We start from the raw sequence: 20,529 nt of genomic DNA on the forward strand, positions 1-20,529 counted from the left end.
TGCCCGCCCCAGTGGGCATCGGTGTCCAAACCTTACGACATCGCGGCGACAAGCAATCGCCCGTCGGGATCTGCCGGTGACGCGGCACCGCCGTCAGGCAGGAACCAGGTCACTCACCTGTGCGAGCAACTCGAACGAGCGAAGCCACGATGCGCGGTCGGACACACCGGACGCGACGATCAGCTCGTCCGCTCCCGTGCGTTCGGCGAAACGGTCGAGGTAGTCCTTCACCATGTCCGGAGTGCCGACGGCCGAGTACTTGGTCATCTTCGTGATCTGTTGGCCCGCAGGCGCTTCGAGGACCATGTCGGCTTCCTCGTCGGTGAAGGTCCGGCCGCGGCCGAGCAGGAGGCTGACGCGGCTGCGCTTGGTGCGGAGGAACTGGGCCTGCGCGTCGGCCAGAGAGTCGGCCGCGATCACGTTGACGCCCACGATCAGGTGTGGCTCGGACAATTGAGCGGACGGCCGGAAGTCACGTCGGTAGATCTCGACGGCCTGCTCGAGAGCGTCGGGTGCGAAGTGCGAGGCGAAGGCATAGGGGAGGCCGAGTGCAGCGGCGAGCTGCGCGCCGAAGAGCGACGACCCCAGGATGTACAGCGGTACCTCGGTACCTGCGCCGGGAGTCGCGCTCACTCCGGGGATCAGAGACTCTTCCGACAGGTAGCCCTGCAATTCCTGGACATCCTGCGGAAAGCGATCGGCCGACGCGGGATCGCGCCGCATCGCCCGCATCGTCACCTGGTCACTGCCGGGTGCGCGGCCCAGCCCCAGATCGATCCGTCCCGGGTACAGCGTCGCCAAGGTGCCGAACTGCTCGGCGATGGTCAGCGGCGCGTGATTGGGAAGCATGATTCCGCCGGATCCGAGCCGGATGCGCTCGGTGTGGGCAGCTACGTGCGCGATGAGAACCGACGTGGCCGACGACGCGATCGTCTTCATGTTGTGGTGTTCGGCGTACCAGATGCGTCGGTATCCCCAGTTCTCGGCATGCTGAGCGAGTGCGACGCTTGCATCGAAGCTGTCGCGGACTGTTTCGCCCTCGCCCACATGAGCGAGATCGAGGATGGACAGAGGTACGGACACGGTTGGGGCCAGCCTTTCGTTCGTCGAGCACGCGGCCGAAGAGCCGCATTCAATTGCAACGGTGTCGGGCAGCGTTCTATTTCTCGTCGGACGTACCGGTGGTCATGTCCGTCCGGGGTGGCGATGCCGACTGTGGACCGCCCGGTCTTCGATGCGTTAGCCTGTCGTCCTGCAGCCTCGGGGGGAGGCTGCCGCGATGCAGTTCTGGGGGCGTGGCCGTGGGGGCGGATCTATGAGTACCGTGCGCTTCGTTCGCGGTGCCCGACGGGAAGTGCCTCGATCTCCTGGTGGTGAAGTGACCCTGCAGCCGCCGCCCGAGATCCCACGCGCGGTGCCGGGCAATCTGCTGATGAAGCTGATGCCGCTCGTGATGGTTGCCGCGATGGTCGGGATGGTCGCGCTGATGTTCACCTCCGGCGCAGCGGCGAACCCGATGATGTTGATGTTCCCGGCCATGATGCTGATGTCCATGGTGGGGATGTTGGCCGGCGGCGGGAAGTCCGGCGGGGCGCGCACCGCCGAGGCCAATGAGGACCGCAAGGATTACCTCCGCTATCTCGATCAGCTCCGCCGCGACGTCGCGGAAACCGAACGCGCGCAGCGCCGAGCCCTCGAATGGAGCCACCCGGGCCCCGATACGTTGTGGTCGGTCGCCGGAACCGAGCGCATGTGGGAACGGCGACTGTCGGATCCGGATTTCGCTCACGTCCGAGTCGGCCTGGGGGATCAGCGGCTTGCCACTCGACTGGTTCCGCCCGAGACCGGGCCGGTGGAGGAACTCGAACCGGTTTCGGCGGTGTCCCTGCGTCGATTCGTGCGGGCGCATTCGGTGGTGCCCGCGCTGCCGACTGCGGTGTCACTGAGGGGGTTCGCGGCGCTGTCCATAGCGGGCGACCGGGACGGTGCCCGCGCGATGGTGCGCGCGATGTTGGCCTCGCTGTGCACCTTTCACGGGCCCGACCACGTCGCGGTCGCGATCGTCTGTGGTCCGGACACCGTGCAGCAGTGGGAGTGGGCCAAGTGGCTTCCACACACTCAGCACGACGTTCTGCGCGACGGGGCCGGGTCCGCTCGGATGATCTTCGGTAGTTTTCTCGAACTCGAGGGTGCGCTGGGCGACGTGCTGAGTGTGCGGAATCGATTTGCGCGTGGAGCTGTGCCTGTTGCCGGCGTCGTGCAGTTGGTGATCGTGGTGGACGGCGGGCTTCTCGACAACCGTTCGACCGATCTCACCGACACGGGCCTCGATTCCGTCACGATCATCGATCTGTCCGGCCTGTGCCCACGACTGGCTGCATTGCGTGGAATCCAGCTGTTCGTCGAGAACGGGTCGATCGGAGCGGTCAGCGGAACCACGGTCGAGGTGTTCGCCGTCGCGGATTCGATGAGCACCACGCAAGCACACGCCGTTGCGCGACGCCTGTCGCCGTACCGCGCGCCGTCGTCCTCGTCGGTCGTCGATGTGGTCGACGACGGCGGAGTCCGGATTTCGGGGTGGAACAGCCTGGTCGGTATCGCCGATGTGGGCGCACTCGACACGGACCGAGCGTGGACGATGCGCCGGGGACGCGAGAGGCTGCGGGTACCGATAGGTGTCGCCCCCGACGGCAGTGCTGTCGAGATCGACCTGAAGGAATCTGCCGAGAACGGTATGGGGCCGCACGGATTGTGCATCGGCGCAACGGGTTCCGGTAAATCCGAGTTTCTCCGTACGCTGGTGCTCGGCTTGGTGTCGACTCACTCGCCGGAACAGCTGAACCTGGTGCTCGTCGACTTCAAGGGCGGCGCGACGTTCGCGGGTCTCGAATCGGCACCGCACGTGGCCGCGGTCATCACCAACCTGTCCGAGGACTTGGCGTTGGTGGATCGAATGCGCGATGCGTTGGCCGGCGAAATGAACCGGCGGCAGGAGTCGCTGCGCTCGGCCGGCAACTTCGCGAACGTCTCCGACTACGAGAGGGCGCGCGCCGGGGGAGCGGATCTGGCACCGATGCCCGCCCTGTTCGTGGTGGTCGACGAGTTCTCGGAATTGCTCAGTCAGCAACCCGAATTCGCCGAGTTGTTCGTCGCGATCGGTCGGCTCGGGCGCTCGCTGCACATGCACCTGCTGCTGGCCAGCCAGCGCCTCGAAGAAGGAAAACTACGCGGTCTCGACAGTCATCTGTCGTACCGAATCGGTCTGAAGACGTTCTCCGCGAACGAGTCTCGTTCGGTGCTCGGGGTTCCGGACGCGTATCACCTTCCTGCTCAGCCGGGTGCGGGCTATCTCAAGTGCGACTCGGCCGAGATCGTCAGGTTCGCTGCGGCATACGTCTCCGGTCCTTACTCGCCGCCGCGTTCCGGTCCTGGCGCGCGGCCCTCGCTCGGCAGTGACATCAGGCCGAAGCCCTTCACTGCCTACGCGGTACCACTCGATTCCATCGATGTCGGCCGGATCGAGGCTGCCACTGCGCCGGCGGCAGAACCGGATCCGGTCGACTCCGAGAGCACCGGTGCGACGGTGCTCGACGTTGTCGTCGGACGAATTCGGGGTCGGGGAGTGCCGGCCCACGAGGTGTGGTTGCCGCCGTTGGACACCGCACCGACATTGAACCGGTTGCTGCCCGCATCGGTTCTGACCGAGCGGATCGGTCCGCTCAGCACCCTCCGCGCCCCGATCGGGATCATCGACCGGCCTTTCGATCAGCGCCGCGATCTACTGACCGTCGATCTGTCCGGTGCTGCGGGCCACGTCGCCATCGTCGGTGCCCCGCAATCGGGTAAGTCGACGGCGCTTCGGTCGTTGATCCTGGCGCTCGCGATGACGCACTCGCCCGCGCAGGTCCAGTTCTACTGCTTGGATTTCGGCGGCGGAACGCTGGCCGGGTTGGCCGATCTGCCGCATGTCGGATCGGTGGCCAACCGGCTCGACGTCGATCGGGTTCGGCGGACCGTGGCCGAGGTCGCCGGCGTCGTTCGGCAGCGAGAGAGGACGTTCCGGGATCGCGGGATCGACTCGATGGCCGAGTTCCGACGGCGACGTGCAACGCAACCCGTCGACCCGGAGGATCGTTTCGGCGACGTCTTTCTCGTCATCGACGGTTGGCCGTCGATCAGGTCCGATTTCGAGAGTCTCGAACAGCAGATCGCCACTTTGACGACGCAGGGCCTCGCCTTCGGTCTGCATCTGATCCTCACCGCCTCGCGGTGGGCGGAAGTTCGGCCCGCGACCAAGGACCTGATCGGTACCCGATTGGAACTGAGGCTCGGTGACCCGTCGGATTCGGACATGGGTCGCGCCAAGGCGGCGAGCGTTCCCGAGGGGCGGCCGGGCCGGGGCATGACCAGGGACGGACTGCATCTGCTGATCGCACTTCCGCGAGTGGACAACGTCTGTTCCGTCGACGACCTGTCTCGCGCAGTCGGTGAGTCGGTCGCCGCGATCGCGGCTGCATCTGCGGGAACTCCAGCGCCGCCGGTGCGGATGCTGCCGGAGCTGCTCGAACGATCAGCGGTGCTCGATCAGCTCGGTGATGCGTGGCCACGAACCCGTGGCGGCATCCCTGAGCTCGCAGTTCCCATCGGCATCGACGAGGCCGAATTGGCGCCGGTGGTGGTCGATTTCGCGGAGAATCCACATTTCGTAGTGTTCGGTGACAGCGAGTGCGGCAAGACTTCCTTGTTGCGTGGAATCTGTCGATCGCTCGTCGAGGCGAACTCGCCCGACAGCGTCAAACTCATCGTCGCCGACTACCGCCGAACGCTGCTCGGCACCGTCGATTCGGAGCATCTGGCCGGGTACGCGGCCTCGCAGGCGACGCTGACGGCCATGCTCGTCGACCTCGCCGGCCGCATGGCCGATCGCATGCCAGGAGCAGACGTGACCCAGCAACAGCTTCGCGAGCGGTCGTGGTGGAACGGCCCCGAGGTGTTCGTCGTCGTCGACGATTACGACCTGGTTGCCACGTCGTCGGGAAATCCGTTGGCCCCGTTGGTGGAACACCTTCCTCATGCGCGGGACATCGGGCTGCACGTCGTCGTGGCGCGTCGTTCGGGCGGGGCAGGCCGGGCGCTGTTCGACCCGGTGATCGGACGGTTGCGCGATCTGGTGACGCCGAGACTGGTCATGAGCGGAAGCCGCGACGAGGGGAACCTGCTCGGGACGGTTCGTCCCAGTGCCATGCCACCCGGACGCGGGGTCTTCGTCGACCGCTCCGGCCAGTCGCTCGTCCAGCTCGGACATTCGAGTTGACGGGCCACTCGTGGCGTTATGCCGCAGTGCATCTGGGCTACACGGAAATTTCCGTCGTCGCCACGGGCGCAGCCTTCGAGGGGCCGAGAGAGAGCGTCGGATCGGCGTTCGCCACCGAGGAGGGTGGCCGACTGGTGTTCGGCCGGGGCGCAGCCGAAGACGAGATACCGCCGCTGCTGTGCATCGACGATGCGTCGATCCCGGTCGGGACCACGGTGTGGGATCGAGAGGCGGTGTTCCACGGAATCGTGTGGTCGGCCCTGCGCGGTGCCGGCGTACACGACCGACTCGACGTGCTCGAGATCGCGTATCCGTCGACCTGGGGCGAGGAACGTGTGGGCATCGTTCGTGCAATGTTCGCGACCTCGGCAAACGAGGTGGTGCTCGTGGAGACGTCCGAGGCCGCCGTTGCGTCCTCGGGTGAACGGGCACCGTCGGCCGCCGTGGTCGTAGAAGTCGGAGCTCTCGATACGTCCGTCGTCGTGCTAGACGAGTCGGGGGCGCACGGCGGAGACACCGGCGCGATCCTTCCGTTCGGCATCGGTGACGACGATGCGTGGCGACGAGCGATCGGGGACTACGTTCGGTCGTCGATCACGCGCTGCCCCGATGAGGTGTACGTGGTGGGGGCGCCCATCGGAGCGGATCCCGTCGTCGATCACCCCACGCAATGGCTGACCGGTCTCGATGTCGCCGGATCGCTGTACCGGCGAGCCGGGGCGGATCTCGTCCCGGCACCGTCGGTACGTGCCGCGACGACGCGATCGGCGGCATGGCTCGACGACGTCGCCGCGCCGCCGCGGTCCCGGGAGAAAAGACGTCGCCCTTTGTTCGCAGCCGTGGGTGCCGTGGCGGCGATCCTCGTATTCGTCTGCGCAGCTGGGTATTTCGCCGGACAGTCTCCAATAGAGCCGGATGGGACTGCAGCGCAACCGTTTTCGCCGGTCGTGGTCCCGAGTGCTACATCCTCGTCCGTAGCCGCACCGCTACCGACCACGACAGCGGATGCGCCACCGCCGGTCGAGACGGTCACCTTCGTGTCCGGGCGGGTGTCGATGCAGTTGCCGAGCACCTGGACGAAGCTGGACGACCCCGACCGCATGGTGCTGATTCCACCGACCCCGCCCGAGCGTCGGATCGTCGTCACCGTGGCGGACCTGTTGCCGGGCTCGACGCAGGAGCAGGTCGCTGCCGAGCTCCGGTCGGCCGTCGATGCCCGTGGGCCGGATTCGACCATCGGATCTCTCGAATCCACACGAGATTTCGGCGGCCGCGTCGGAATCGCCTACACCGAGAGGCCAATCGACGATTCGACGGTGCTGTGGCGGGTGTTCGTCGAATCCGACCTGCAGGTCAGCATCGGTTGTCAGTTCGAGGGAGACGACGCGGCGGTGATCGACGTCGAATGCGGGCAGGCGACGCAGACGTTGGACATCGTTCCGGCCTCGTGAGAGCGGCCCACATTTTTCGCGCACGGCCGGAACCGAATCGAGGGGTCGTTGCGTCCAAGGAGATGTAGGGGAGTGAGCGGGCCGACAGTGGCCTCTCGGTCGAGCAGCACGTGCGCCGCGGGTGCAGGTGAATCGAGTATCGAAGACAAGGAGTCGAAGTGGGATATCCAGGGGGACCGGAATCTACGGGTTCGTCGAACGGCGTCACGGTCACGCCGCAGGAGCTCATGGCTGCCGGAGCCACGATCGAAGGCCTGAGCGTGTCGATCAACGCGTCCAATTCGGCCGTTCGCTCGATCGTCGAGCAGACCGCCGAGGCGTGGGTCGGCAAGGCGGGCAAATCGTTTCAGGACGTGATGGCCCAGTGGGACACCAGTGCGCAGAAGATGCGCAGTGCGCTCGAACAGATCTCCGCGGACATCAAGACCAACGGCCACGGCTACTCGGACGCCGACGACGACAACGTGTCGGCCGTGAACCAGGTGGCCGGATCCCTGAACTCGGGACTGTCCTCGTTCAAGTGACGCCGCATCCGGTGACCACACGACAACTCACACGACCACGCTCGACCAAGGAGACCGATCCGATATGAAATACGACTTCGCGCAGATCGCGGCGCTGACAGAGGCGATGAACAAGCAGGCGAACGTGACCAAGGACCTCCTCGGGGACGTGGACAGCACCGCGAAGCGGCTCTACCAGTCGTGGGAGGGCGACGCGATGACGTCCTACTACGAGCTGCAGCGTCAGTGGAATTCTGCATCCGACGAGCTCAACCTCATTCTGTCGAGCCTCGTCGCAGCCGCCCGTACCGGTGGCGAGACGATGCACGGCGTCGAGATGGCCAACAAGGCGCGGATGGCTCGCTGACCGGTCTCGACACCACGCATCTGCCCCGACCGAGAACATCGGTCGGGGCAGACGTCGTTTCGTCGCACGCCGGTCCGTCGCGGAGTCTACTGGAGTGGTGACGGACTTCGCAGCAGCACTCGGGACGGAGCGGTCGCGCTCCCTGCATCGTCTCGAGTCGCTTCGTGGCGAACTCGCGTCGGTGATCGAGGGATCGCGGCTCACCACCGACGACGTTGCGCTTTAGGTATACGCTGGTCAGATGACACGCCGAGCTGTTATCTACACCAGGGTGAGCAGCGACAAGAACCACGGTCGCAGCGTCAACGACCAGGAAACGGATTGTCGCGAGGTATGCAAGCGCGAGGGTTGGCCGGTTGCCGAGGTGCTCCAGGACAACGACAGGGGAGCCTCGCGACACTCCAGAGGCACTCGTGACGCGTACGCCCGACTGACCGAAGTGCTGCGCCCCGGCATGGTCCTGGTGATCTGGGAAGCCTCCCGCGCCGCTCGGGACATGGATACCTATCTGGCGCTCCGCAACCTCTGCGCCGAGCGTGACGTTCTCTTGAACTACAGCGGCAGAACTTACGACCTGACCGAGGGCGACTCTCGCTTCTCGACGGGGCTCGACGCGCTCATTGCAGAGAAAGCGGCCGAGGAGACCAGGGACCGAGTACGCCGCACGCTCGCATCCAACGCCGCAGACGGGCGCTGGCACGGCAGAACTATCTACGGATACAGGGCAGTACGCGACCCGAACACCGGGAAGATCATCGAACGGGTACTCGACGAGTCGACGGCACCGATCGTCAGGGAAGCGGCCGAGCGAGTACTGACCGGCGAATCGTTGCGCAGCATCGGGCTCGACTTCCAGGGGCGCGGACTGCGCACCGCGAACGGGACCGAGCGCTGGCACGGTTACACGATCCGAAACATGGTGATGCGGCCAGCCTATGCAGGTTTTCGGGTCCACAAGGGCACCTTGATTCGAGGTAGCTGGGAACCGATTCTCTCCGAGGAAGAGCATGCGCGACTCAAGGCCGTGTTGACCGACCCGATAAGGACTGCCCATATCCCGCGTGGCACGCCGCCGCGCTACCTACTGTCGGGCATCGCGAAGTGTGGAGTCTGCGGAATCCCGTTGTACAAGAGCGCAAACCACGGCAGGCCGATCTACAAGTGCTCGGGTCGGCCATCGCATATGGCGCGCGAGCTATCGAAGGTGGATGACGTTGTCGTGCAACGAATTCTGCAGGCGATCGAGCACTATCGCCTCGAACTGGTCTTCGTCACAGCAGAATACGACGATGACGACCAACCGGTCGACCCAACGATGGCAGAGGTGGGAGTGCACCTAGCCGAGGCGCGGCGACTACAGCAGGTTCTCGACGGGTACACCGATGATGCCGCCGACGGAGTGATCGAAAGGCCCGAGTATCTGAGACTGACCGCCCGACTGCGCAAGAGAATCGACGCCGCCAATGCAGCCGCCCAGAGTGCCGCTCGTGTGTCCGATCCGGCAGCGCGAATCCTGAACACCCCGGCCGAGGACCTATGGGCGTCATGGTCGCTCGACGAGAAGCGGGAGTTCATCAGATCGGCCGCTGACATAGTGATGCTGCCTGCCGAGGGGCGCACCTTCGACCCTGACCGGATTCAGATCACGATGCACAAGAATCTCCGCACCCAACCCGAGGGATTCGAGCACTACGGACCCCTTGACGGCGAAAATCCCCCTGCCCGGTGACCAGCCGAGTAGGGGGATTTTCGTGCATCCATGAGCAAGGAGCGCAGACCCCAGTCTACCTGCAGACCACGCATCGGCGCTGACGCGCGAGCGGTGATTACCTTTGCCCGGTACGCTAAGCTTCAGCGAGATTTCTACGCAAGCGGTGACACCACCCAGCCTGTAGGCTTCGCTTCAGCGAGATTTCACACCAGCGCCGTGACGCCCCACCCTGTAAGCTGAGCTTCAGCGAGATTTCTACGCAAGCGGCGTGACGTTTTCAGCAGTAGACTCACGTACAGCGAGACCTCGCAATCCAACCCGGTTACCCATGATGGGGCCGGGTTTTTTCATGCCCGAAACACGAGAAGGACACAGCCATGCCCACATTCACCATCGAGCACCCCATCGACCCGAACCTCGTCACCCGCGAGGTGGCCGCAGCGGCCCTGGGTTGCTCTCTGCCGACAGTCCAGAAGCACATCGACCTCAAGCACCTGACCGGCTACCGGCTGCCCGTAGGGCGCATGACACTCGTCGATCGCCGGGAAGTCGAAGCCCTTGTGGCGCAGCGTGAGAAGCAAGCTTGATGCGCTCGTACGGGACCGTCAACGGGACGTGTTGCAACGAGATCTCGGAACACCCGGCCGCACCCAAGCCCCGATGCGCCGAGTGCGATCGTCCGGCCGTCCTGGGTGACCGCTGCATCGTGCACGCCGAATAGCCACGACAGACAAGGAACGCATGACCACCTATGACCACCACCCCGAACGGTGACTACTACGGTCACCCGTCCAACCCCGACCCGGAACGCCCGTTCTGGGAATCGAGGCCCATCCTCCGACACATTCACCAGTGCGCGCTCGCTCGTGGAGTCGGCCCCTGGACAGTCCTGCTCAACGTGCTCGTCAACGTCACGGCCCACGTGGCACCCGGCTACACCTTGCCCGCGATCGTCGGCGGCAGGCAGCCGCTCAATCTGATCGGCATCGCCGTCGGCGGCTCCGGCACATCGAAAGATTCCTCACGCGCCGTTGCGAACGCTGCAGTGGTGTTCGCTGACGACGTACCGGTAGCGCCCCTGGGTTCCGCTCAGGGCATCCCCAAGACGTATCAGCGGTACGTACCTCCCAAACGAGCGCTCAAGGGCGAGCCTCCCGAGCCGGGTCACATAGAGACCATCACCGACCGAGCGATCTTCACAGCGATGGAGGTCAATTCGGTCGGTGCGCTCGCTGAATCATCCAACACGCTCAGGGACACCATCAAGCAAGCATGGACCGGTTCGGAACTCGGTTACGCGTACGCAGGCGACGACAAGCGGAACATCCTCAAGGCGCATAGCTACCGGTTCTCGATGATCGTCGGGGCGCAGCCGTCGGAGTCCAATTGGTTGATGTCCGGCGAGGCCGACGGCTTTCCTCAGCGCCTCGTATGGCTACCGGCATCGAATCGGTACGGTCCGGCGAATCCTTTCGAGGATCGTCCTATCAGGTCGATCATTCCCGAGATGCCCGAACCGATCATCTGGCAGGGCATCAATTGGCATATGCCGAAACCCGGCGAGTACATCGACTTCAGATTGCCGGAGTCGATAACCGAAATGATCTACCGGAAAGTGGCCGAGGCGAATCTGTCTATCAACGGCAGCGGAATGGACGGCCACCGGTTGCAAGGAATCGAACGGGTCGCTATTGCGCTGGCCTGCCTCGACGGCCGGCTCGATGTCACTCAGGACGATTGGGATACCGCCGAGACGATCTACACGAAGTCCGACGAAACCCGCGAGGATATCAAGCGCGCCATAGCCGACAAGGAAACCGAACGTCGAAGCGCTGTTGCATTCGAGCGAGCGGTCGTCGATGCCAACGCCGACAACTATCGGGCCAACTACGACCAGAAGCGAATCGACGAGACGTGCGACAAGATCCTGGGACTGATCAAAGACAGGCCTGACGGGAGAATGATGTCCGAAGTGCGCCGGAGCATCACCCCAGGATTGCGCCGCTACATGGATAACGCTGTCGAGACCATGGAAGGCGACAACCTGGTCCACCGCCGTTCGTACAAAGCGCCCAACGGTCGACAGTTCCAGAACCTCGTCGTCGGCAAAGCGCCGGACTGATTCGCCACCGAAAAATGACGAGACGCGTGACGTGACGAGACGAAGGGGGTGGGTGTTTTCGACAAGACCGCCCGACGAAGCGCCTGTATAGAAATTTAATCTTCTCTATATATTACCTGGTCACAGCGCGCATTCGAGTGACCGAGGCGCTTCGTCGGTTCACTCTCGAAAAATACACACCCCCCTGTCTCGTCACGTCTCGTCGTCTCGTCATTTCCAAATCGTCTCGTCACCTCACCCTCAACCACCCAAGGAGCACCCATGTCCGAAGCAGGCGCACCCCGCTACCGCACCGCCCGCGAGATCGAAGTCCTCAAGGTTCTCGCCTCGCACGATCGCCCGATGACCGACGACGAGATAAGCGCGATCGTCGGATTTTCCTCCGTCGCCACCAGGCGCATTCTCACCGCCCTCGTTCGTGTCGATGACATCACCAAGTCTCCGGCGCATTTCGTGGGATCGACCAAAATTCACAGCGGCGAATATAAGATAACCGAGAAGTCCAAGGGCGAATTACCGTGAACGACCTCGATCGCTTGACGCTACACATCCGCACCCATATATCCGGCTGCACTGTTCGATCGGTACTCGATTCAGGATTCACGACAACCGATATCGCGACCCTCATTCAAAGCAAGCGCATCCGATTGTCCGGTGCCGACAGACTGCACTACATCGCAATAGACCCGAGTCAGGAGACAAATCAGTGAACAAGGCTCCGAGACCTTTTCCAGCCCGATTCTCATCCGGCCAGTGTGGCCGCTGCACCCGCAAAATAGAAAAAGGAATGCTCGTCAAGTACCTCGACACCGCCAGCGGTAGGCAGCTCGTGTGCGGCGGCGGTCAATGCCAGGCAGGCAACACACCGACGAAGTTCTGCACCTCGTGTGGTCAATCGTTGCCGGTGGCCGAGAAGATACGTTGACCGCGCCCGAATCTCTATTGCACGAGGAGCTGGTAGCTATCAAGCTGGGTGCCTGCCTGGACTACGTGCTGTCGAAGATGGACCCCGACGCCCGTGCCGCCCTGCCGATGCTGCAGCCGTACATCACTCCCGAGTTCGTCGAAGTCAGGGCCGAGGATCGCGTGATCGTGGCCGTACCGCGGTGGTGGCTCGATGACGACGAGGATCAGTTGTTGCCGAACCTGGTCCAACACTGAGACGCCGCCGTACGTGCCCCGAGTGCCGTCAACGGCTGATGTTCCAGACCATCGGGTATATCGGTGACACCGGCAAGTCGTTCGGGCGCTGGGTCCATCCTGGCGAGCGGATCGACGTAGCGCCAGCACGGCCCGGTAAGCGTCATCGGCCCGTCAAGCTCCGTTGACCCGAGGGGGTATCGACCGATCCAAGGCGCGCGCCTGGACCTTGGTACCCCAGGGGGGTATCCTGAGCGATAGCAGGTCGCCCCGACTCAGCTCTCACGAGCCACGGGAATACGCCAGCGCCGCAGCAACGCTCACCAGCGAAGAAGCACCAGCCGGGGAAGGAAACCCACTGGTCGCAGCGCACCTAGGGCCGTTCTCGAAGGATACGTGTGTCCACGCCGCGCAGAACCTCGAACGGAAATCCCATGTCTACCAGTCTCCTTCACCGCACCACTCCGCTACAGCTCGAACTCAGGTCCGACGCCGCAGACGAACGGATCATCGCCGGTATCGCCGCCCCTTTCGACTCGCCTGCCGAGATCAACAGTTGGGAGGGCACGTTCACCGAAGTGATCCGCAAGGGCGCTTTCGCGAAGACCATTCGCGAGCGTGGCGATCGGGTCAAGTTGCTCGGTCTGCACAACCGCTCGCAGATGCCCCTGGGCCGCGCCGTACTTCTGGAAGAGCGCACCGAGGGTCTCTATGCCGAGTTCCGAGTTTCACGCACTCAGGCAGGCGACGAGGCGCTCGAATTGGTACGGGACGGCAGCCTCGATCATCTCTCGATCGGGTTCCGCGCCATCACCGAGATCTGGGATCGCAAGTCGACACAGCGCACGCTCACCGAGGTAGCACTCTCCGAGGTCTCACTGGTCCTCGAAGGGGCCTATGGCGATGCTGCAGCCGTTACAGGTTCACGACACGCGGACACACAATCACTCAGTTCCGAAGCAGCGCAGCGACGTTTGCGTTTGCTCTCCCTAGACAACTAGACAAGGAATAATCATGGATATCTCGAAGATGAACCGCGAGGCAGTCACCAAATTCCTCGCAGACTCACGTGCCGAACTCACCGAGTTGGCGACCCGCGGAACCGATCTCGTGGGCGAGGACGCCGAGCGTTTCGACACCCTCGAAGCTCAGCACAAGGAAGCCCGCGAGCACCTGGCGAAGATCGAGGCACGGATGGACGCGCTCAAGCAGTTCGGGGCGAATTCCGACCACACCGACGATCCGAAGCCGCAGAACCGGGACGACAAGTCGGCCAACGCACTTCGCGGAAAGCTCACTCTGTCCAAGGGTGAGAGCTTGCGCCAGTGGGAAGCTCAGAACGGCCACATCGAAGGCCGCGGAACGGGTCTCAGTCTCGACAAGCTCCTGCGGGGTATGGCTACCGGTCGCTGGGAAGGCGCAACAGACGAGCGCGCTCTCGTGACGACCAACTCGACTGCGATCGTGCCGACACCACTCGGGTCCGAGGTGATCGACCTGGCGCGCGCGAAAGCCGTTGTTCTGCAGGCTGGCGCTACCGTCGTCCCGATGACCTCGAAGACCTTGCGGGTGCCGCGACTGACCGGCGAGGGGCAGCCCGCTTTCTATGCCGAGGGTGCGCAACGTGTCGCGCAGGACCTCACGTTCGACTCGGTGACCCTCGACGCCAAGACGTTCGACCGGCTGATCCTGATCTCGAAGGAACTGCTCGAAGACTCGAACCCCGATATCGGCGACGTGATCTCGAATGCTTTTGCGGCACAGTATGCCGTGGGTATCGACAAGTTCGCGTTGTTCGGCGACGGGGTAGCTCCCAATCCGCTCGGTATCGTGAACGTGCCTGCAGTGCCGAAGGTTTCGCACGGATCCAACGGTACCGCGGTCACGAACTACGACTGGCTGATCCAGGCCTACGGCAACGTGCTCTCCGAGAACTTCCTGCCTACCGCGCAGATCGGATCGCCCCGTACGGCTACGTCGCTGGCGCTTCTCAAGAACTCGCAGGGTGATTACCTCGCACCGCCCGCGAATCTGCCTTCGGGACTGGTCAGTTCGGTCGTCCCGAACAACGTGCTGCAGGGCACCAGCACCGACACGAGCTACCTGATTACCGGTGACTTCACTCAGCTGTACATCGGTCTCCGAAGCGAGTTCACGATCAAGGTGCTCGAAGAGCGTTACGCCGATACCGGACAGGTCGCATTCCTCGCGTCCAGCCGCTGGGACGTGGCAGTTGCTCAGCCCAAGGCCTTCCAGGTCGATCTCGGGCTCCGTGCGTAATGCCGAGCATCGTCGGCGGTAGTGCCGGGGGAGTCGACTGGCTCGCCTCCGAGTGGTCGCAGGCTCAGCGTCTCCTGGCTGGCGAGGACGATCTGATCGGTGAGCCACTGCGGGAGGGTATTCCTGTCTCTCAGTGGCGCTCACTGCCCGATAGTCCGACCGCCGAGCCTGACAAGCTCAGGCAGTAAGAACCACCTGCAGTGCGGTATTCGTCGGACGCGGCTACCGCACTGCAGGTCCCTAGATTTCTCTCGACTCAATTGCGGGGTCGAGAGGTCGGGTCCGCGTGATCCGATAGCTCAGTAGTCCGATGTACGCCGAGGGGCTTGTGACTTCTTTCACCCCGGCGTAAGCGACTGGACGTGTTGGTCCGAGTTCGCCTACAGAGCAACACTTCCCGCTCGGTAGTTCTTCGCGGAGCCTCCCGAGCGGGATCGACACCCCCGACCGATCTTTGTCGAGCGCTCGGCTACCCCACCAAGCCGCAGCAGTCTCCGATGATCGGCGGGGGTGTTCCAGTATCACCAGCGCCTCGAAACGCTGCCACAGATCGACTGAGAGCCGAGAATCATCATGATCCACGTCGTCACAGGACCACCAGCGTCGGGGAAGTCGACGTTCGTCGCCGAGCATGCGCGGGCCGGTGTGGATCTCGTGATCGACTTCGACGTGATGGCCGACGCGTTCGGCGCGGGTGGATCTCGAACGTACGACCAGGCGTTCGCTCGGATGGTCCAGGCCTCACGACGCGCTGCGGTCGACTACGTTCTCAAGTCCGATCACTGGCGCGGGCTCGCTCTCGATGCCTACATCGTGCACACAGCTCCGAATGCTCACCAGCGCACACGATATGCCGAAGTCGATGCCACGATCCACGTGCTCGATCCTGGCGAGGAAACTGTCATGCAACGTATCGCTGCCGAGCGCCCGCCGCATCTGAAAGACGTTGCCCTCGACTACTACTACCCCGAGCGCCGAGAGATCCGCAGGGCGCAGAAGAAAGCCGCCGAGGCTCAACAGTTCGTGTACACCTCCGAAGGCCGCAGAGTGCCGTTCAAGCCTCGCACCTCTCGCCAGTGGGGTTAGACCATCCACGCCGTTCGGGTCCACACGAGCCGGGCGTTCTCGGTGTTGAACCATGGTGTGGTCGGGTGGACCTGCAGCAGACGTGGTCGACGTGAGCACCGTGCCCCCTGTCCTGTCGCTGCACACCCAACGAACATGACCAACTGTGCTGTCCACCAACTGAATGACACTGTGTTGACCATCAACTGCACAGACCTTGGCAACACATGCACCAACAGTGCAGCAGCGCATGCCACACCCACCACTACGTAGACCACCAGCAGTCGCAGTGCCCAACGTGTGATCGTCTGTATCGTTCCTGTGTTCCACACTCTCACAACAATATTCGTAATCGTTGTTGTGATTGTTGTTGTCTCAGTTGAACTGTCATCGTTCGTGTCGATGGTCTCGGTGTCGATCGTGTCCGTGCTCGGTGCCGCTGGAGTGGTGGGCGCTGGGAGTAGTGGACTGCCTCCGAATGCGATGTCTGCGTACATGTCTGGTGCCTGCCGATCCTGTGTGTGAATGGGTTCGCTCGATCCCATAACTCGAGAGTGACACGACTGTGAACCGTTGTCCAGGTCGGCACCCGATGAATGATCATGCAGGTTCATGCAATGACATACGGAGCCCCCGACTGGGGTAGGGGGGATACCGACCGACCGTTCGGGGGGCCTGGCTGACCCCGCGACCAGTCAGCCGCGCCTCTCTCTACGCCTCCTACCTGGGGCTTAGCACCTCTCACCAGCGTTCTGCCGATTTTTGCCGATTGGGCACGCCGAATCTGCGGGCAAAATGGCATGAAAGTCTACGCCGATCGAACTCTACGGAACAGACATTCTGCATAATCATGCATTCGGATCGGGCCAGCGCGCGCCGAGGATCGCGGGTATGCTGAGCGTGCGGGAGATCGAAAGCTCTCCCCGTTCTGTTGATGAGTACCGCGCTGATTCGCTCCCAGTGCGACGAAAGCCCCGAACATCCGGTCGTCGATTCCGGTTGGTCGGGGCTTTCGTGCGTTCGAGGGTCTGTTTGGTAGCTCTCCACAATAAGAGTGACATTTATTGTCACGGCTATGTGTGACGTGTATCGTCACGGATATGAATTCCTTGCACTACTGCGCTGTGTGCGTCTCCCGGTTCAGGGGTCGGGAGGACGCGGTCACCTGTTCGCCCAAGTGTCGGCAACAGTGGTCACGCGGAAAACGCCGTCGTGAAGCGGCTGAGGCTCGTCTCGTGACGGCGCATCACGAAGCAGGTCACGCCGTCGCTGCGTTCCTCTCTGGTTGCGACGTTCGGAAGATCGACATCGACGGAGACGGAGACGCTCGCGGTCTGACGCATCATGGGCCGTCGGAATGGAGCTATACCTCTTTCTCGCCCAGCGGAATCACCTCCGTCGACGCTGACGAGGCATTCATAACCTACGCCGGTCCATGGGCCGAGACGCGGTTGAAGTGTCACTCGAAAGCCAGGGGATTTAGACGGGCCGTCGAAGACGCGCTCAAAGAGCAGACTGCGGGACCGACATCGGACGGGGTGCTTTACCGGAAGGCGCTGCGAGAAGTGCATGGCGGGCGGCGTGATCAGGCGTGGGACGTGCAACTCGAAGAGCACTGGCCGGGAATTCAGCGGGTAGCTGCGCTACTGCTGGCCGGATACGTCGGGGTCGAATCGCGTCTGCCGGAGCTGGTGGGTACACGCTGACGCGCGAAGGGTCCGGTAAGCCCCAATCACCGACGACGACGAGCACGATCCTGAGGGATCGACGATCGCGTTCGAGCGAGCGAAGATCGCGGCGCTGATCACCGACACCGAATCCGAGATACGCGAGATCGGTGCGGCGTTGTCGCGGCTCACGGCCGGGACGTACGGCTTCTGCGAGCGGTGCGGTGGTGAGATTCCGGCGATCCGGCTCGAGGCGCTGCCCGCTGCCCGTCGGTGCGTGCAGTGTGTGCGCCTGCGCTGACGAGCGGAGGCGTTTTGACCTGGGCGTCCGCTCCCGGTATCGTTCCCCGTTGGCGTGTATGGGCTCGCCACGTATTCACGTGCGTATCGAGCTCTTGTCCTCGGGTCTCAACTGGCCGCCGAGGGCATCCACACGTCTTGGCCAGCAGCGACATCATGAAGACAGGAATTTTCTGTGTCTACTTACGCCCCGAAGGCCGGGGACACCACCCGGACGTGGCATGTGATCGACGCCACGGACGTCGTGCTCGGACGCCTCGCCGTCCAGGCCGCGACACTGCTCCGCGGTAAGCACAAGCCCACCTACGCACCCAACGTCGATGGCGGCGACTTCGTCGTCATCATCAACGCCGAGAAGGTTGCCATCAGCGGCAACAAGCTCGATGGCAAGTTCCACCACCACCACTCCGGCCATCCGGGCGGTCTGAAGTCGCGCTCGACCCGTCAGGTCCTCGAGAGCAACCCCGATCGTCTCGTGGAGAAGGCCGTCGTCGGCATGATCCCCAAGAACAAGCTCGGTAGTGCCATCGCGAGCAAGCTGAAGGTCTACGCGGGACCGAACCACCCGCACGCCGCTCAGCAGCCCGTTCCGTTCGAGATCAAGCAGGTGTCCCAGTGACGGCACCGGAGGGAAATGACGTGACGTCGCAGGAGAACATCGAAGAGATCGCCGCCGACGAGTTCGTGGCAGTCGAAGATCCCGAGGTCGTCTCGGACATCGAAGCCGCAGCCGCTCCGGCCCCGATCGTGTTCGATCGCCCGATCCAGACTGTCGGTCGCCGTAAGGAAGCCGTCGCTCGTGTTCGGTTGTCCTTGGGCACCGGCGGATTCAAGCTCAACGGCCGCACCCTCGAGGATTACTTCCCGAACAAGGTGCACCAGCAGCTGATCAAGGCTCCTCTCGTTCTGGTGGACCGCGCGGAGTCCTTCGACATCGTCGCACTGCTGCACGGTGGCGGACCGTCGGGACAGGCAGGCGCACTGCGTCTGGCCATCTCGCGCGCACTGATCGAACTCGCACCCGACGATCGCCCGCCGCTCAAGGCCGCGGGCTACCTCACGCGTGACGCGCGTGCAGTCGAGCGCAAGAAGTACGGCCTGAAGAAGGCCCGTAAGGCGTCGCAGTACTCCAAGCGCTGACGCGTCTTACCCGTTTCATCCTCGAGGGCAGGCATCCAGCAGTATCGGACGCCTGCCCTCGAGGCATTTCCCACCACATTCTCTCCGCTCGAAGGAGTTCTTGGTTCATGGCGCGATTGTTCGGCACCGACGGAGTTCGCGGACTGGCAGGCGGGGTTCTGACCGCAGAACTGGCGTTGACGATCGCGCGAGCCGCAGCCGCCGTGTTGGCACCGAACGTCGACGGCGTCCGGCGGGTGGCAGTGGTCGGTCGTGATCCGCGTATCAGTGGGGCGATGCTGAGCGCAGCCGTGTCCGCGGGACTGACCGCGTCGGGTGTCGACGTGATCGACGTCGGAGTTCTCCCCACGCCTGCGGTTGCCTACCTCACCGCCGAATACGACGCGGCGCTCGGCGTGATGATCTCGGCGTCTCACAATGCGATGCCCGACAACGGAATCAAGATCTTCGCCGCAGGCGGACACAAGCTCGACGACGACGTCGAAGACCGGATAGAAGCTGCCCTGGATCCCGAGGGGCGCTCCCGGAACGACGCACAGCCCTACGACGCCACCGGTGCCGCGATCGGCCGCATCGACGTCGCGCACGACGCGGCAGCCCGCTACACCGAGCATCTCGCTTCGTCGGTGTCGCATCGACTCGACGGCGTGACCGTCGTGGTGGATTGCTCGCACGGTGCCGCCTCTGTCGTCGGGCCCGAGATCTACCGACGGGCCGGTGCGACGGTCGTGGCGATCAATGCAGAACCCGATGGCATCAACATCAACGACGGGTGCGGGTCGACGCACCTGGAGGGATTGCAGAAGGCCGTCGTGGAGCACGGTGCCGACCTCGGTATCGCGCACGACGGAGATGCCGACCGTTGTCTCGCCGTCGATGCATCGGGTTCCGTGGTGGACGGCGACGCGATCATGACGGTGTTGGCCATCGCGATGCACGACGCCGGCCACCTGACCGACGACACGTTGGTCGCAACGGTGATGAGCAACCTCGGTCTGCACATTGCGATGCGCGAGGCCGGAATCACGTTGCGTACCACCGCGGTCGGAGATCGATACGTGCTCGAGGAGCTACGCCGCGGCGGGTTCGCGCTCGGGGGTGAGCAGAGTGGACACGTCGTGCTGCCCGCAGTCGGAACGACCGGAGACGGAATTGCCACTGCCCTGCGACTGATAGAGCGGATGGCGCAGACCGGGCGGTCCCTCGCGGACCTGGCGTCGGCGATGCGGACACTGCCGCAGGTGCTGATCAACGTCCGCGTGTCGGACAAAGCAGCGGTGGCGTCGGCACCGTCGGTATCGGACGCCGTCGCGTCGGCCGAGCGCGAACTCGGGGAATCGGGTCGAGTTCTGTTGCGCCCCAGCGGTACCGAACAGTTGGTGCGGGTGATGGTGGAAGCGTCCGAACTCGACGTCGCGACCCGGCTCGCCGAAGAGCTGGCGGGCCGGGTCGCGTCTGTCTGACGTTTC

18 protein-coding genes and 1 pseudogene are annotated in these 20,529 nt (G+C 63.7%); 18 read left to right on the top strand and 1 reads right to left on the bottom strand.

Annotated elements, in window-relative coordinates; all coding sequences use genetic code 11:
- Positions 1–93 precede the first annotated feature (93 nt).
- Positions 94–1,083, bottom strand: a complete 990-nt coding sequence (locus QM590_RS07580) for an LLM class flavin-dependent oxidoreductase (RefSeq protein WP_269594397.1) — start codon at positions 1,081–1,083, stop codon at positions 94–96.
- A 232-nt stretch (positions 1,084–1,315) separates the two neighbouring features.
- Between QM590_RS07580 and eccCa the strand changes: the two genes are divergently transcribed.
- From eccCa to glmM, 18 genes and pseudogenes are all read left to right on the top strand, one after another.
- The gene (gene eccCa / locus QM590_RS07585; protein WP_269594398.1) at positions 1,316–5,314 is read left to right on the top strand and encodes a type VII secretion protein EccCa; all 3,999 of its coding nucleotides are present in this window, start codon (positions 1,316–1,318) and stop codon (positions 5,312–5,314) included.
- Positions 5,311–6,765, top strand: coding sequence for a type VII secretion-associated protein (locus QM590_RS07590; RefSeq protein WP_269594399.1), 1,455 nt, complete (start codon positions 5,311–5,313; stop codon positions 6,763–6,765). The genes eccCa and QM590_RS07590 overlap by 4 nt, the downstream gene beginning before the upstream one ends.
- A 158-nt stretch (positions 6,766–6,923) precedes the next feature.
- Entirely contained in the window at positions 6,924–7,289 is a 366-nt protein-coding gene (locus QM590_RS07595) for a WXG100 family type VII secretion target (protein WP_269594400.1), read from the top strand.
- 64 nt (positions 7,290–7,353) lie between these two features.
- A complete protein-coding gene (locus QM590_RS07600) occupies positions 7,354–7,635 on the top strand; it encodes a WXG100 family type VII secretion target (RefSeq protein WP_068051312.1) in 282 nt (93 codons plus the stop codon).
- Between the two features lie 97 nt (positions 7,636–7,732).
- A complete protein-coding gene (locus QM590_RS07605) occupies positions 7,733–7,861 on the top strand; it encodes a hypothetical protein (protein ID WP_269594401.1) in 129 nt (42 codons plus the stop codon).
- Positions 7,862–7,876: 15 nt separating this feature from the next.
- A complete protein-coding gene (locus QM590_RS07610) occupies positions 7,877–9,364 on the top strand; it encodes a recombinase family protein (RefSeq protein WP_269594402.1) in 1,488 nt (495 codons plus the stop codon).
- Between the two features lie 359 nt (positions 9,365–9,723).
- Positions 9,724–9,933: a helix-turn-helix domain-containing protein gene (locus QM590_RS07615; RefSeq protein ID WP_269594403.1), complete on the top strand. Its 210-nt coding sequence runs from the start codon at positions 9,724–9,726 to the stop codon at positions 9,931–9,933.
- Between the two features lie 164 nt (positions 9,934–10,097).
- Entirely contained in the window at positions 10,098–11,468 is a 1,371-nt protein-coding gene (locus QM590_RS07620; protein WP_269594404.1) for a hypothetical protein, read from the top strand.
- A 261-nt stretch (positions 11,469–11,729) separates the two neighbouring features.
- The gene (locus tag QM590_RS07625; RefSeq protein WP_269594405.1) at positions 11,730–11,990 is read left to right on the top strand and encodes a helix-turn-helix domain-containing protein; all 261 of its coding nucleotides are present in this window, start codon (positions 11,730–11,732) and stop codon (positions 11,988–11,990) included.
- A 399-nt stretch (positions 11,991–12,389) separates the two neighbouring features.
- Positions 12,390–12,629, top strand: coding sequence for a hypothetical protein (locus QM590_RS07630; RefSeq protein ID WP_269594406.1), 240 nt, complete (start codon positions 12,390–12,392; stop codon positions 12,627–12,629).
- A 413-nt stretch (positions 12,630–13,042) separates the two neighbouring features.
- Entirely contained in the window at positions 13,043–13,609 is a 567-nt protein-coding gene (locus QM590_RS07635) for an HK97 family phage prohead protease (RefSeq protein WP_269594407.1), read from the top strand.
- A gap of 13 nt (positions 13,610–13,622) precedes the next feature.
- Complete coding sequence (locus QM590_RS07640; protein ID WP_269594408.1) at positions 13,623–14,888, top strand: phage major capsid protein; 1,266 nt, start codon at positions 13,623–13,625, stop codon at positions 14,886–14,888.
- Positions 14,889–15,461: 573 nt separating this feature from the next.
- Entirely contained in the window at positions 15,462–15,974 is a 513-nt protein-coding gene (locus QM590_RS07645) for an AAA family ATPase (RefSeq protein WP_269594409.1), read from the top strand.
- Positions 15,975–17,188: 1,214 nt separating this feature from the next.
- The gene (locus QM590_RS07650; protein WP_269594410.1) at positions 17,189–17,659 is read left to right on the top strand and encodes a hypothetical protein; all 471 of its coding nucleotides are present in this window, start codon (positions 17,189–17,191) and stop codon (positions 17,657–17,659) included.
- Between the two features lie 28 nt (positions 17,660–17,687).
- Positions 17,688–17,921: pseudogene (locus QM590_RS07655) on the top strand (TraR/DksA C4-type zinc finger protein); the annotation flags it as partial.
- A 174-nt stretch (positions 17,922–18,095) separates the two neighbouring features.
- On the top strand, positions 18,096–18,539 hold the full coding sequence (gene rplM, locus QM590_RS07660) for a 50S ribosomal protein L13 (protein ID WP_037188282.1): 444 nt from the start codon (positions 18,096–18,098) through the stop codon (positions 18,537–18,539).
- Positions 18,536–19,060 (top strand): 30S ribosomal protein S9, encoded by a 525-nt coding sequence (rpsI, locus tag QM590_RS07665; protein WP_269594411.1) that lies wholly within the window; start codon positions 18,536–18,538, stop codon positions 19,058–19,060. Before rplM ends, rpsI begins: the two co-directional genes overlap by 4 nt.
- Positions 19,061–19,167: 107 nt before the next feature.
- Positions 19,168–20,523 (top strand): phosphoglucosamine mutase, encoded by a 1,356-nt coding sequence (gene glmM, locus QM590_RS07670; RefSeq protein WP_269594412.1) that lies wholly within the window; start codon positions 19,168–19,170, stop codon positions 20,521–20,523.
- Positions 20,524–20,529 lie beyond the last annotated feature (6 nt).

Origin of the sequence: Rhodococcus sp. IEGM 1372 (assembly GCF_030056835.1) — a bacterium.
GTDB lineage: Bacteria > Actinomycetota > Actinomycetes > Mycobacteriales > Mycobacteriaceae > Rhodococcoides.

What these genes read in the sequence shown, in the direction of transcription:
- eccCa (WP_269594398.1), top strand. Translation starts at nt 1,316, where the DNA reads ATGAGTACCGTGCGCTTCGTTCGCGGTGCCCGACGGGAAGTGCCTCGA.
- QM590_RS07600 (WP_068051312.1), top strand. Translation starts at nt 7,354, where the DNA reads ATGAAATACGACTTCGCGCAGATCGCGGCGCTGACAGAGGCGATGAAC.
- QM590_RS07610 (WP_269594402.1), top strand. Translation starts at nt 7,877, where the DNA reads ATGACACGCCGAGCTGTTATCTACACCAGGGTGAGCAGCGACAAGAAC.
- QM590_RS07615 (WP_269594403.1), top strand. Translation starts at nt 9,724, where the DNA reads ATGCCCACATTCACCATCGAGCACCCCATCGACCCGAACCTCGTCACC.
- QM590_RS07620 (WP_269594404.1), top strand. Translation starts at nt 10,098, where the DNA reads ATGACCACCACCCCGAACGGTGACTACTACGGTCACCCGTCCAACCCC.
- QM590_RS07625 (WP_269594405.1), top strand. Translation starts at nt 11,730, where the DNA reads ATGTCCGAAGCAGGCGCACCCCGCTACCGCACCGCCCGCGAGATCGAA.
- QM590_RS07635 (WP_269594407.1), top strand. Translation starts at nt 13,043, where the DNA reads ATGTCTACCAGTCTCCTTCACCGCACCACTCCGCTACAGCTCGAACTC.
- QM590_RS07640 (WP_269594408.1), top strand. Translation starts at nt 13,623, where the DNA reads ATGGATATCTCGAAGATGAACCGCGAGGCAGTCACCAAATTCCTCGCA.
- QM590_RS07645 (WP_269594409.1), top strand. Translation starts at nt 15,462, where the DNA reads ATGATCCACGTCGTCACAGGACCACCAGCGTCGGGGAAGTCGACGTTC.
- glmM (WP_269594412.1), top strand. Translation starts at nt 19,168, where the DNA reads ATGGCGCGATTGTTCGGCACCGACGGAGTTCGCGGACTGGCAGGCGGG.